The 11,343-nt window shown below is 47.9% G+C and carries 11 protein-coding genes, 16 tRNA genes and 1 rRNA gene; 27 read left to right on the top strand and 1 reads right to left on the bottom strand.

Features of this window, described 5'->3' with window-relative positions:
* The 25 genes from GRF59_RS13625 to GRF59_RS13505 all read left to right on the top strand — a co-directional run.
* Nucleotides 1–123 (top strand): 23S ribosomal RNA (locus GRF59_RS13625); the annotation flags it as partial.
* Between the two features lie 65 nt (nucleotides 124–188).
* Nucleotides 189–264, top strand: a tRNA-Asn gene (locus GRF59_RS13620).
* A 4-nt stretch (nucleotides 265–268) separates the two neighbouring features.
* Nucleotides 269–360: transfer RNA gene (locus GRF59_RS13615), tRNA-Ser, on the top strand.
* A gap of 9 nt (nucleotides 361–369) precedes the next feature.
* Nucleotides 370–444, top strand: a tRNA-Glu gene (locus GRF59_RS13610).
* A gap of 23 nt (nucleotides 445–467) precedes the next feature.
* Nucleotides 468–543 (top strand) — tRNA-Val (locus tag GRF59_RS13605).
* Between the two features lie 19 nt (nucleotides 544–562).
* A tRNA-Met gene (locus tag GRF59_RS13600) sits at nucleotides 563–636 on the top strand.
* A gap of 29 nt (nucleotides 637–665) precedes the next feature.
* Nucleotides 666–742: transfer RNA gene (locus GRF59_RS13595), tRNA-Asp, on the top strand.
* A 47-nt stretch (nucleotides 743–789) separates the two neighbouring features.
* Nucleotides 790–865 (top strand) — tRNA-Phe (locus GRF59_RS13590).
* 21 nt (nucleotides 866–886) lie between these two features.
* Nucleotides 887–962, top strand: a tRNA-Thr gene (locus GRF59_RS13585).
* Between the two features lie 5 nt (nucleotides 963–967).
* Nucleotides 968–1,052 (top strand) — tRNA-Tyr (locus GRF59_RS13580).
* Nucleotides 1,053–1,057: 5 nt separating this feature from the next.
* A tRNA-Trp gene (locus GRF59_RS13575) sits at nucleotides 1,058–1,131 on the top strand.
* Between the two features lie 35 nt (nucleotides 1,132–1,166).
* Nucleotides 1,167–1,242: transfer RNA gene (locus GRF59_RS13570), tRNA-His, on the top strand.
* Between the two features lie 16 nt (nucleotides 1,243–1,258).
* Nucleotides 1,259–1,333, top strand: a tRNA-Gln gene (locus GRF59_RS13565).
* Between the two features lie 5 nt (nucleotides 1,334–1,338).
* Nucleotides 1,339–1,413 (top strand) — tRNA-Gly (locus tag GRF59_RS13560).
* Between the two features lie 11 nt (nucleotides 1,414–1,424).
* Nucleotides 1,425–1,498 (top strand) — tRNA-Cys (locus GRF59_RS13555).
* 14 nt (nucleotides 1,499–1,512) lie between these two features.
* Nucleotides 1,513–1,586, top strand: a tRNA-Arg gene (locus GRF59_RS13550).
* Nucleotides 1,587–1,592: 6 nt separating this feature from the next.
* A tRNA-Leu gene (locus GRF59_RS13545) sits at nucleotides 1,593–1,675 on the top strand.
* A 316-nt stretch (nucleotides 1,676–1,991) separates the two neighbouring features.
* Complete coding sequence (locus GRF59_RS13540) at nucleotides 1,992–3,194, top strand: SLC45 family MFS transporter (protein ID WP_160498040.1); 1,203 nt, start codon at nucleotides 1,992–1,994, stop codon at nucleotides 3,192–3,194.
* A 260-nt stretch (nucleotides 3,195–3,454) separates the two neighbouring features.
* Nucleotides 3,455–3,751 (top strand): LiaF transmembrane domain-containing protein, encoded by a 297-nt coding sequence (locus tag GRF59_RS13535; RefSeq protein WP_160498039.1) that lies wholly within the window; start codon nucleotides 3,455–3,457, stop codon nucleotides 3,749–3,751.
* Nucleotides 3,752–3,801: 50 nt separating this feature from the next.
* Entirely contained in the window at nucleotides 3,802–4,479 is a 678-nt protein-coding gene (locus tag GRF59_RS13530; protein ID WP_160498038.1) for a PspA/IM30 family protein, read from the top strand.
* Between the two features lie 4 nt (nucleotides 4,480–4,483).
* A complete protein-coding gene (locus tag GRF59_RS13525; RefSeq protein ID WP_160498037.1) occupies nucleotides 4,484–4,951 on the top strand; it encodes a PspC domain-containing protein in 468 nt (155 codons plus the stop codon).
* Nucleotides 4,952–4,954: 3 nt separating this feature from the next.
* Nucleotides 4,955–5,656 carry a PspA/IM30 family protein gene (locus GRF59_RS13520; protein WP_160498036.1) on the top strand — a complete coding sequence of 234 codons (702 nt, stop codon included), beginning with the start codon at nucleotides 4,955–4,957 and terminating at the stop codon, nucleotides 5,654–5,656.
* A 168-nt stretch (nucleotides 5,657–5,824) separates the two neighbouring features.
* Nucleotides 5,825–6,472 carry a cell wall-active antibiotics response protein LiaF gene (gene liaF, locus GRF59_RS13515; RefSeq protein WP_160498035.1) on the top strand — a complete coding sequence of 216 codons (648 nt, stop codon included), beginning with the start codon at nucleotides 5,825–5,827 and terminating at the stop codon, nucleotides 6,470–6,472.
* Nucleotides 6,473–6,491: 19 nt separating this feature from the next.
* Nucleotides 6,492–7,577, top strand: a complete 1,086-nt coding sequence (locus GRF59_RS13510; protein ID WP_160498034.1) for a sensor histidine kinase — start codon at nucleotides 6,492–6,494, stop codon at nucleotides 7,575–7,577.
* A complete protein-coding gene (locus GRF59_RS13505) occupies nucleotides 7,558–8,205 on the top strand; it encodes a response regulator transcription factor (RefSeq protein WP_160498278.1) in 648 nt (215 codons plus the stop codon). Before GRF59_RS13510 ends, GRF59_RS13505 begins: the two co-directional genes overlap by 20 nt.
* Nucleotides 8,206–8,307: 102 nt before the next feature.
* Here GRF59_RS13505 and GRF59_RS13500 read toward each other — a convergent pair whose 3' ends face one another.
* Nucleotides 8,308–8,727, bottom strand: coding sequence for a hypothetical protein (locus GRF59_RS13500; RefSeq protein WP_237391742.1), 420 nt, complete (start codon nucleotides 8,725–8,727; stop codon nucleotides 8,308–8,310).
* A 102-nt stretch (nucleotides 8,728–8,829) separates the two neighbouring features.
* On the opposite strand from GRF59_RS13500, the gene GRF59_RS13495 reads away from it, so the two are divergent.
* Both GRF59_RS13495 and zwf read left to right on the top strand, forming a co-directional pair.
* Nucleotides 8,830–9,585, top strand: a complete 756-nt coding sequence (locus tag GRF59_RS13495) for a YwmB family TATA-box binding protein (protein WP_160498032.1) — start codon at nucleotides 8,830–8,832, stop codon at nucleotides 9,583–9,585.
* 199 nt (nucleotides 9,586–9,784) lie between these two features.
* Nucleotides 9,785–11,335, top strand: a complete 1,551-nt coding sequence (gene zwf, locus GRF59_RS13490) for a glucose-6-phosphate dehydrogenase (protein WP_160498031.1) — start codon at nucleotides 9,785–9,787, stop codon at nucleotides 11,333–11,335.
* Nucleotides 11,336–11,343: the final 8 nt, after the last annotated feature.

Here is an 11,343-nt window from a genome sequence, read left to right as displayed (position 1 = left end):
CCCCTCAAGATGAGATTTCCCAGTATGTAAGACCCCTTGAAGACGACGAGGTAGATAGGTTGGAGGTGGAAGTGCAGCAATGCATGGAGCTGACCAATACTAATCGGTCGAGGGCTTATCCTAATAACTAAAACACAAATTCGTTTCGTATCTAGTTTTCAGGTGATTAAACCTGAATTAAGTATTGTTCCCTGATAGCTCAGTTGGTAGAGCACTCGACTGTTAATCGAGTTGTCACAGGTTCGAGTCCTGTTCGGGGAGCCATTATGGAGAGGTGTCCGAGTTGGCCGAAGGAGCACGATTGGAAATCGTGTAGGCGCCAAAAGCGTCTCGAGGGTTCGAATCCCTCTCTCTCCGCCATTATAGTTAGGCCCGTTGGTCAAGGGGTTAAGACACCTCCCTTTCACGGAGGTAACAGGGGTTCGAATCCCCTACGGGTCACCATTTAAATTACAAGCCATATATATGGAGGCTTAGCTCAGCTGGGAGAGCATCTGCCTTACAAGCAGAGGGTCGGGGGTTCGATCCCCTCAGCCTCCACCATATATACTTTTATTACTGACGCGGGGTGGAGCAGCCCGGTAGCTCGTCGGGCTCATAACCCGAAGGCCGCAGGTTCAAATCCTGCCCCCGCAATTACTTTCTTACATAGAAAGTGCCTCTGTGGAACCGTGGTGTAGAGGCCTAACATGCCTGCCTGTCACGCAGGAGATCGCGGGTTCGAATCCCGTCGGTTCCGCCATTTAACTTTTTGGTGTTTGCACTGATTTGTTATACATGATATAGTTAGGCTCGGTAGCTCAGTCGGTAGAGCAGAGGACTGAAAATCCTCGTGTCGGCGGTTCGATTCCGTCCCGAGCCACCATGTAATTATAAGTAAATAAAAGCCGGTGTAGCTCAATTGGTAGAGCAACTGACTTGTAATCAGTAGGTTGGGGGTTCAAGTCCTCTCGCCGGCACCATTTATGGAGGCTTAGTGAAGTGGCTAAACACGGCAGACTGTAAATCTGCTCTCTACGAGTTCGGTGGTTCGAATCCATCAGCCTCCACCAGATATAGGGGCATAGTTTAAAGGTAGAACAGCGGTCTCCAAAACCGTTAGTGTGGGTTCAATTCCTGCTGCCCCTGCCACATAGTTTTTTGTTTTGAAGAATATGTTTGATATGGCGGTCGTGGCGAAGGGGTTAACGCACCGGATTGTGGCTCCGGCATTCGGGGGTTCAAGTCCCCTCGATCGCCCCATTTATTTTCAAACTGTTGGGGATTAGCCAAGCGGTAAGGCAACGGACTTTGACTCCGTCATGCATAGGTTCGAATCCTATATCCCCAGCCAGTTATGCGGACGTGGCTCAGCGGTAGAGCATCGCCTTGCCAAGGCGAGGGTCGCGGGTTCGATTCCCGTCGTCCGCTCCAAATCTTTTTATGGCGCCATAGCCAAGTGGTAAGGCACAGCTCTGCAAAAGCTTTATCCCCAGTTCGAATCTGGGTGGCGCCTCCATTACAACTAAACATGCGCCCTTAGCTCAGCTGGATAGAGCGTTTGACTACGAATCAAAAGGTCAGGAGTTCGAATCTCTTAGGGCGCGTATCTTGCTGGTGTGGCGGAATGGCAGACGCGGCGGACTCAAAATCCGCTTCCGGCGACGGAGTGGGGGTTCAAGTCCCTTCACCAGCATTATGAATGCAAAAGCTCATGATCTGATTAATCAGATCATGAGCTTTTTTGTGTAACCATATTTGTAGATTTGTACAGAGAAATTTACATTCCGTTGAAGAACGTTTTAAAAATAATAAACAATCTGAGAATGAACTTATTGTATACTAAATACAAATATAACCATTTGGAATGGGGGCCTGCCGGTGAAATATTTCCTCACTTGCTCAGGAACAGAAGTAAGATGTTCGGAATGTATATTTATGAAAACGCTTCAACGGCATATGACAGCGGATGGCGGTAAGTTGCTGACAGTAGGAATGGAGGTTCATACCTCATGAGGAAAACATGGCTGCTTGGATTCGGATTTTTTAGCATAAGTATCACCTGGTCGCTTTATAATGCATTTGTTCCCTTTTTTCTGGATCCTTATCTCAAGAGTACTGCATTAATTGGATTTATGATGACCATTGATAATTACTTTGCACTGTTTCTGCAGCCATGGATTGGCAATCTGAGTGACAAGACGAACACCCGATTTGGTAAACGTATGCCGTTTATGATGATTGGGATGCCGATCGCTGCGTTGTTTGTTATTTTGATTCCATTACATACGAGCCTGATCACACTTGTTCTATTTATGATGCTGATGAACCTGGCGATGAGCGTGTACAGGTCTCCTACGGTCGCGTTGATGCCGGACATTACTCCGGATAGCCAGCGGACGAGGGCGAACGGAATTATTAATTTCATGGGAGGCTTTGGAGGGATACTGGCCTTTGGGGCAGGCTCGATATTATATAAAGCAAATCCTGCGTTTCCATTCTTGGCAGCCGCAGTGATTACGTTGTTTTCTCTATTCATATTGGTACGCTTCATTAAGGAGAAAAGGGACGTCATTGTATCATCGCCTGCCGAAAGACAGCCCAAGATTAAGCTGAAGGGAGAACTCGATCGTACGACGATACTGCTGCTTGCTGCCATATTCTTCTGGTTTGTCTCCTATCAAGGGGTCGAAGCGTTGTTTACTTTATACGGGAAACACTATCTCGGATTATCCGAAAGCGCATCTTCGTTCTCGCTCACATTCTTTTCCTTGTTTTTCGTATTGTTTGCAATACCAAGCGGATGGCTTGGAAACCGGTATGGCAAGAGAAAAATCATTATATCGGGCGTCATCGGATTGTTTGTCGTATTCGCGGCCATCCCTCTGGCGAAGACCGTATTGCTGCTGCGCATTTTACTGGCGCTGGGAGGTATGTGCTGGGCTTTAATTAATATCAATTCGTATCCATTTATCGTATCCATAGGCAGTGAAACCAGTATTGGTACGCGTACGGGATTGTACTACCTGGTTTCCTCACTCGCGGCAATAGCTTCACCTCCGCTGCTTGGTTTGATCATCGACAGCTTCGGCTATGGTTCATTGTTCATTTATGCCTCGAGCGGAATGCTGCTGGCGCTATTGTTCATTTCTCTGGTTAAGCATGATGGCAAAACAGCTAGTGCATCGACGGAACAGGTTCCAGCTAATCTGTAGTTTTAATAAGCAGCCGTACAACAAAACATGAGGGCGTTGGAGAATATCCAACGCTCTTTGCCGTTTATATGTGAATATCGCTGAGAGAAGGATCATAGGAAATAAGGGTTTAGGGAGTTAACCCCGTTATAGCCTTAGGTCTGAATCGTTCCCCGACTAAGGTCTAGGATGAAAAACCGTCTGTAGTCTGTTTTGGAAAAGGGCTGAACCACCTAAAATAAAGACATAAGGTTGATGCAATGAAAGGAAGTGAGAAACACATGAAAAACCGCAACAACGGAACAGCAATCGTATTGATTGCCATTGGAGCTTTGATGCTCTTCGGTCTATTCGCTCCACTGTTTGGTAAACTGATTGGTCTGCTCTTCCCGATTCTGATGATCGTCCTTGGCTATTACGGAATCCGCAGAGGCAGAGTAGTGATCGGTACCATCATCCTCGCGTTCGGTGCCTTGTCCCTGCTGGCGAAACTGTCTTGGTTCATCGGACCGCTGCTCGGCATCGCGCTGGTGATCTTCGGAATCTCCCTTCTGAAGGGAAAAAGAAATTCCTACTAACATAAATAACTACAATGAAGAAAAAAACGAATAAGGAGGGGCTACACAAAATGAGTGTTTTTCGTAGGGTGCGCGATATCACCGCAGCTAATTTAAATGAACGTTTGGAGCAAAGTCAGGATCCGGTGCGTCTGATCGATCAGTTTCTGGCAACCACTCGGGATGACATTGTCGAAGCTGAGAAGCTTGTACAGCAGTCAACAGCTCATATGAGACAGTTGAAGCAGCAGGCGGATCAAGCTGAATCGATGAAAAACAAACGCGAAGAACAAGCGCTTCTGGCTCTGAAGGCCGGAGAGGATCATCTCGCTAAACTGGCTTTACAAGAAAAGATTATTTATGAAGAAAAGCTGGAACAATACAGTGATCTACTGAACACGACACGGAACTCTCTGGTGGATCTGGAAAGTCAGCTCAATGATCTGAAAATGGAGTATCAAACGGTATATAACAAACGCCAATACTACGCGGCACGTATGGAGACGCTTCGGCTCCAGCAGCGTATGAACCAGCGGAGGGAAGGATACGGAAGCGGACAGGATGTACCGAAAATGTTCAACCGTCTCGAGGATCGGATCTCCGATTGGGAGTTCGAAGCTCAAAGCTTGCGTGATCTGCGCCGTATGGGTCAACAGTACTTAGACCAGGCCAGCGAAACGGTATCCAGCATTTTGGAAAAGGAAATGGCCCGGTTGAAACAAAAGCTGAACAACAGCGGAAAGGAGTAACATCATGAGCAAACTCTACCGTTCGACGCGGGATAAGATGGTCACAGGGCTTTGCGGCGGACTGTCGGAGACGATGGGGATTGATTCCACGCTGCTGCGGATTCTGTTCATCATCTCGATTTTCTTCACCGGCGGAACCACGTTGTTCATCTACTTCATCGCATCTCTGGTTGTTCCGAAAGAGCCTGTGCCTCCTTATAATCCATATGGTCCTGGACCAGGCGGATATCATGGCGGTCAGCCTGGGAACAACGGCAACTTTTATGGAGGAAACGGCGGCTATGGCGGCCCATCCTTTGATCCAAGAAGCAAATATAATGACCCGTCGTTTGGCAGCAGACCTGCCGGAGGCTTCTCTTCCCAAGCATCCAACTTGGATGCCATGATGGAAGATATCGAAAAAAAGGCTATGAAGAAAGAGCTTGAAGATCTGAAGAAAAAACTGTCTAAATATGAGAAGGGAGAAGTGTAAAACATGGGAGTATTTAAAAGATTGAAAGATATGACAAAGGCGTCGGTAAATGAATTGCTGGATAAAGTAGAGGATCCGATCGTAATGTTGAACCAGTATCTGCGCGATATGGAGGCAGAAATTCACGAGGCAGAGGTGACTGTTGCGAAGCAAATGGCCAACGAGCGCCGCATGAAGCAACGCGTGGAAGAAGCCGAGAAAATGTCCGTACAGCGCGAGTCTCAAGCTGAGCTGGCCCTGAAGAACGGTCAGGAAGAAGTGGCCCGTAAGCTTTTGGAAGAAAAGATCTACTTCGATCAAAAAATTACGGAATACCGCGATCTGCATGTACAGTCCGAAAATCAAGCCAAGGAACTGGTACAACAGCTGCATGACATGAAAGACGAATTCTACAAAATGCGCAATAAACGCAATGAGCTGGTGACTCGCGCTCAAATGGCGAAAGCCAAAAAGCAAATGTCCCAAATCAATAGCCTGCATACCATCGAAAGCGGCAGTGCTTCCCTTGGATTCCACCGTATGGAGGAAAAAATCATGCAGCTGGAAGCTGAAGCCGACGTTATGCGCGCTCCTTACCGGCCTACAGCGAGTCCGCTCGCAAGTCCGGTAGATGCTGAAAAGCAATTGAAGGTTGAAGAGCAGCTGAACGCTTTAAAAAGCAAAATGAACCCATCTAGCAACGCTGTGAAAACAACGAAAGAATAAGTATTCACAATACTGGGCAATATGATATGCTATGAAAAGTGAATAAAGAGCGAATTCTTTTGTTCAGTCGATCTAAAAAGAGGAGAGCCATATTGGTGTGATTATTGCACCGTATGGCTTTTCGAACCTTTACTATACCTGTAACAAGTCATCACAAGGAGGTGCGGCATGGAAAAAAGAAATCGCATTATTGCGCTTATACTCATCGGCATTGGCCTTCTCATGCTGGTCGGCAAGTGGGTCGGCTTCTTTACCATCGTCGCACTCTTGTTTTTGTTGATGGGCATTTATACGATCCGCACCGGAAAGGTGAAAAGAGGCTACCGCTTGCTGGCCGTCGGCGCTATTCTACTGGTGCTGGATCACCTGATGATGGTGCTCGGCATTGCACTGCTATCGCTGGGTTTCTTTTTTATCAAGGCGAAAAAGGTGCAGCCTAAGGAAGGTTTCCTTCAAAAGCAGAATTTCTCTTCGCATTTTGACTGGGATCAGCAGCCTTGGGTCATGCGCAGCATGAGTGTATGGCATGTGCTTGGAGAGGCGGATCTTGATCTGTCGCTGGCCATGCCGGAAGAAAAGCAGACCGTTATGATGTTCCAGGGAATCATGGGTGATATGGACCTGCAAGTTCCGGAATATTACGGCGTGGAGATTGAGGCATTTGTGATGTTTGGTTCGATTGATTTTCGCGGGCACCGGGATAACGGCATCATGAACCGCTTGAACTGGAAGTCGCCAAACTATGATACCAGTGATCAAAAGGTAAAGTTCATCGTTTCGTATCTCGTTGGGGATTTGGACATTAACATATCTTAGGAAAAAGGGGGTTCCTCGCATGAAATCAAAGAAACCGGTGAATATGGTCTCCCGGAGCATGGGCGAGGGGGCCCTTCTTTCTTTTATTTTGCTATTTATTATTTTTTATGTGTTGTATACATATGGTTATTTAGCACCGTTTGATTCTTGGAAGAGAGTGGTGCAGGCGATGACGACTCTAGTTCTCGTTCCGGTAGGCATTGGAGCGGTGTATGGCTTTTACCAAAGCTACCGGACCAAACGGAGGTTGGAGTTGCTGCGGGATACGCTTCTCTCCTGGGAGAAGGGGAATCTGTCGAAGGATGTACCTGAACTTGGTGTGGACGAAGTCGGACGCCTTGGAGAGCAGCTTGGACGAATCAGCAAAAAGTGGGAGGAGCAGGTGACTTCTCTTCAGCGTCTTTCCACCAATAACGCGCAGCTTGCCGAGCAGGCAAGGGTATCCGCGATCGTAGAGGAGCGTCAGCGCCTCGCACGTGAGCTTCATGATGCTGTATCCCAGCAGCTGTTTGCGATATCGATGACGGCGACGGCTGTTGGACGAACGCTTGCGAAGGATTTTGACAAAGCCCAGCGGCAGGTTGCCTTGATCGAGGAGATGGCTGCCGTGGCGCAGTCGGAGATGAGAGCACTGCTGCTGCATCTGCGACCTGTATACTTGGAAGGTAAGCCACTGGAGCAGGGCTTGAAAGAGCTTGTTAAAGAGCTTAAGGTTAAAGTACCGATGGATATCGTGTTTGAAATGGATGAAGGGATTCAGTTGATGAAAGGGATCGAAAATCATCTGTTTCGGATCATTCAGGAAGCCATGTCGAATACGCTGAGGCACGCCAAGGCGGAAAAAATGGAAATCCGGATTCATCAGAAACAGGACACTGTATGGGTTATGCTGCGTGATGATGGTCAGGGTTTTGAATTGGACGAGAAAAAGCAGGCCTCTTACGGCCTTTCAAATATGCAGGAACGAGTGAATGAAATTGGCGGTTCGATTCAATTCATAACGGCTCCTGGCAAAGGGACGCGAATCGAAATTACGGTTCCGATCGTAAATGAAGACAAGGGAGGCGAAGAGACAAATGGAGGACATGGAAAAACCGGCCATTAAGGTACTTCTCGTGGATGATCATGAGATGGTCCGCATTGGACTTGCCGCCGTTCTCGGAACGGAGGATGGGATTGAAGTCGTGGGTGAGGCCGGCAGCGGCGAGGAAGGCATCCGTTTGGCACGCGAATATAAGCCCGATGTTGTTCTGATGGATCTGGTTATGGATGGAATGGACGGGATTGAAGCAACCCGACAACTGCTGAAGCTATATCCGGAGTGCAAGGTCATTGTACTGACGAGTTATCTGGATGATGAGAAGATGTACCCGGTAATTGAAGCAGGAGCTTTCAGTTATCTGCTGAAAACCTCCAGAGCAAGCGAAATCGCTGAAGCGATCCGAGCGGCAGCTCGTGGACAGTCTGTTCTGGAATCCCAGGTTGCCTCGAAGATGATGAACAGATTCCGCCATGCTGAGACGGAAGCTCCTGCCCATAAGGAGCTTACCGAGCGTGAAATGGACGTGCTGCGCCTGCTCGCTCAAGGCAAGTCCAACCAGGAAATCGCCGATGATCTGATTATCGGTATTAAGACGGTTAAGTTTCATGTCACGAATATTCTGGCAAAGCTGGGCGTGGATGACCGGACCCAGGCAGCGATTTATGCATATAAGAACGGCCTCGCCGAGTAATAAATGATTACCATGTACGGATTTAAAAATGCACCCTTGCGTGAACAGTCAAGGACCTTTACAGGTACCTGGCTGTGACAGCTTCGGGTGCATTTTATTTTCCTAAATCAGAAAGAGCAGCGCAAGCAAGCCAAGGCTTAGGGCAAGGCCGGCTCCAGAACCGTATCCATAGCCATAAGAAGGGTACCCGTAGCCGTAACCATACGACGGATAGAAGCCGCGGACTTGCGCTTTGGGGGCAGGCTTTTTCGTTTTGGCGGCGTTCGGACGTTTTTTAGGCGATTTTACGTTTGCTGCATGAAGGGCTGTTTCTTCCTCACCATCCAATATGATTTGACCATCCTTACAATGCGTTAATTTTCCAATATAAGTTCTGCCGTCATGCATACATGCCAGCACCATTCTGCCACGGTGCTGAAGGATCGTTTCCTCTGAAAGGGGGTATATCGGGATCATGTAAAAGGTCAATCCTCCCTCTTCTATTTTGTTAACAATGTATTCAGATGTAGGCTGACGCGCCATGGTTATTCACCCATTTATCCTCTTCCTCGTAAGGTATAGAAATCTCTGAACTTGGACATCCTTTTTAGTAGATTGATAGTTTGGACAGGGGGATGAATGGGGATGAAAGCAGCTGCTAAATGGATGGGTGCGGGTCTGGTTTGCGTGACCGTTTTGGGATATATGTGGGTTCAATTCTGGAATGGCATAACGATAGCGGAAGCCAAGGAAGCAAGCGAGCTGCAAACCCTGCTTGACCTCGGAAATCAAATGGTGGATCAGCCACAGCGCGTGGTTGTTAAATGGCAGGGAACGTGGGAAAGTAACGGGGATAAGGATGCCGAAGCGGCAGCCAAGAAACTTTCCGAGTCTTTGGAGTTGCCGCCTGTGAATGAGCTAACGGAGAATGGTCACATCACGTACAGGGCCATAGATGACAAGAATGCGGTAAACGTACGTTTTAACTGGCAGGAAATTTCCCCTGACCAGAGTTATATCATTATTCAACTGGAAGCTGGGAGTCCCGAAGAATGGAGCCGTTTGACCCATTTGCAGGAAGAGTATGGCAAGAAAATGCGCGATGCCGGGATTGATACAGCGTGGAATGCTTCCTTACAGGGCAGCACAAGCGGGAATGCGGATGCTGGAGATACCATGAATCGGATTGAGGACAGCTTGAAGCATAAATTGGATGCTGTACAAATGGAGACTTATACGGATGCAACGACCGTGAGCAATGCTTATCAAGTGCCGGCTTTGACTTCGCGCGTCAGAAGTGGCGGTACGTGGCTGAACATGCAAGTGGCCGTCCATGAGGATGATATGAGCGGGAAAAACCGCGTTACGATTGGGCTCCCCATGATTACCATCGAATATTAATTCGAGGATACATATGTAAAGAAACGGTCATAATATCTGAGTAATTTTGTAAGAAAACTAATAGCATCATTTTCATGAATATGCTAAAATGACGTAACATCATTTTTAGCATTATTTTCACAAGCCTGTAGGAGTGCGGGCTTAAATTCCTTTTTTGTATAAAAAAACACACTATACTATATAGGAAAGAATGAGGGCCATGGCTGAAAATCAAAATTTAGAAATGTTACCGACACCAGGCGCTGTATTTTTTATTTTTGGGGCAACCGGAGATTTGGCTAAACGCAAGTTGTTCCCGGCAATCTATAGTTTATACCGTGAAGGAAAATTGGCTGAGGACTTTGCCGTGATCGGCGTAGCCCGCCGTCCGCGCACACAGGAAGAATTCCGTGAGGATATTTACAATTCCATTCAGGAATTTTGCCGGTACAAAGCGGAAGATAACGAAGACTTTAAATCCTTTGCACAGCATTTTGAATATAAATCCCTGGATATCAACAATGTCGACGGATTCCGTGAGCTGAATGAACAAACGGTAGCTCTGGAAGAACGTTTCCATATCCCGGGCAACCGTATTTTCTACTTGGCACTTGCCCCTGAACTCTTTGGCAGCGTGTCCTTCAACCTGAAAGAGGGAGGCATGCTGGAAGGAGCCGGCTGGCAGCGTCTCGTCATCGAGAAGCCTTTCGGTTACGATCTTAAATCGGCTGAAGAACTTAACGAGCAAATTCGCCAAGTATTCAGGGAAGAAGAGATTTACCGGATCGACCATTACCTCGGTAAGGAAATGGTACAGAATATTGAAGTCATTCGCTTTGCGAATGCATTTTTTGAACCGCTCTGGAACAATAAGCATATTGCGAACATTCAAATTACCCTCGGCGAAACCGTCGGTGTCGAAGAACGCGGAGGCTACTATGATCATGCTGGAGCGCTGCGGGACATGGGACAAAACCATATGCTGCAAATGCTCACGATGGTCGCCATGGAGCCACCGAGCCGTCTGCTTCCGGAAGATATCCGGGATGAGAAGGTGAAAGTACTCCGTTCGCTCCGTCCTTACGCCAACGCGGAAGAAGTGAAGAAGAACGTCGTCCGTGGACAGTATGTGCAGGGTAGCTCGCGTGGTCGCGATTTACCGGCTTACCGCGATGAAGATAAAGTGGATCCGAACTCCAATACGGAAACGTATTTTATGGCCCGTGTATTCGTGGATAACTTCCGCTGGGCAGGCGTACCTTTCTATATCCGGACTGGCAAGAGACTGCCGGTCAAGACGACGGAAATCGTGGTTGAGTTCAAAGGCATGCCGAATAATGTATATCTCGGACAAAAACATAAACTTGAACCGAACCTGCTGGTCATTCGGGTGAACCCAATGGAAGGCATCTATGTCAAGATTAATGCGAAGAAACCGGGATCGGAGTCCGAAATCGAACCGCTTGCGATGGATTTCTGCCAAAGTTGCATGGTGGGGATCAACTCGCCTGAAGCGTATGAGCGTCTGCTGCACGATGCGGCACGCGGAGATTCGACATACTTTACGCGGTGGGATGAGGTTGCCTCTGCTTGGTCGTTCGTAGACCGCATTGCGCAAGCCTGGAAACAGGATGCCGAAGGCCCTTGCCACTATCCTGCGGGTTCCTGGGGGCCGAAAGAGGCCGATCAATTGCTTGCAGAAGATGGCTTCCATTGGTGGCCTGTCAACGGTCAGGATGAAGATAACGTCGTGTGGCAGCTGAGTAAATAAATATTTGT

The organism is Paenibacillus dendrobii (genome assembly GCF_009807035.1).
In the GTDB taxonomy this organism is placed as follows: domain Bacteria; phylum Bacillota; class Bacilli; order Paenibacillales; family Paenibacillaceae; genus Paenibacillus_AQ; species Paenibacillus_AQ dendrobii.
This window is presented reverse-complemented; position numbering and strand designations above follow the sequence as displayed.

Coding starts and splice junctions, on each gene's coding strand:
- GRF59_RS13495 (WP_160498032.1), top strand. CDS start 8,830: ATGAAAGCAGCTGCTAAATGGATGGGTGCGGGTCTGGTTTGCGTGACC.
- GRF59_RS13540 (WP_160498040.1), top strand. CDS start 1,992: ATGAGGAAAACATGGCTGCTTGGATTCGGATTTTTTAGCATAAGTATC.
- GRF59_RS13505 (WP_160498278.1), top strand. CDS start 7,558: ATGGAAAAACCGGCCATTAAGGTACTTCTCGTGGATGATCATGAGATG.
- GRF59_RS13500 (WP_237391742.1), bottom strand. CDS start 8,727: ATGGCGCGTCAGCCTACATCTGAATACATTGTTAACAAAATAGAAGAG.
- GRF59_RS13520 (WP_160498036.1), top strand. CDS start 4,955: ATGGGAGTATTTAAAAGATTGAAAGATATGACAAAGGCGTCGGTAAAT.
- GRF59_RS13525 (WP_160498037.1), top strand. CDS start 4,484: ATGAGCAAACTCTACCGTTCGACGCGGGATAAGATGGTCACAGGGCTT.
- zwf (WP_160498031.1), top strand. CDS start 9,785: ATGGCTGAAAATCAAAATTTAGAAATGTTACCGACACCAGGCGCTGTA.
- liaF (WP_160498035.1), top strand. CDS start 5,825: ATGGAAAAAAGAAATCGCATTATTGCGCTTATACTCATCGGCATTGGC.
- GRF59_RS13535 (WP_160498039.1), top strand. CDS start 3,455: ATGAAAAACCGCAACAACGGAACAGCAATCGTATTGATTGCCATTGGA.
- GRF59_RS13530 (WP_160498038.1), top strand. CDS start 3,802: ATGAGTGTTTTTCGTAGGGTGCGCGATATCACCGCAGCTAATTTAAAT.
- GRF59_RS13510 (WP_160498034.1), top strand. CDS start 6,492: ATGAAATCAAAGAAACCGGTGAATATGGTCTCCCGGAGCATGGGCGAG.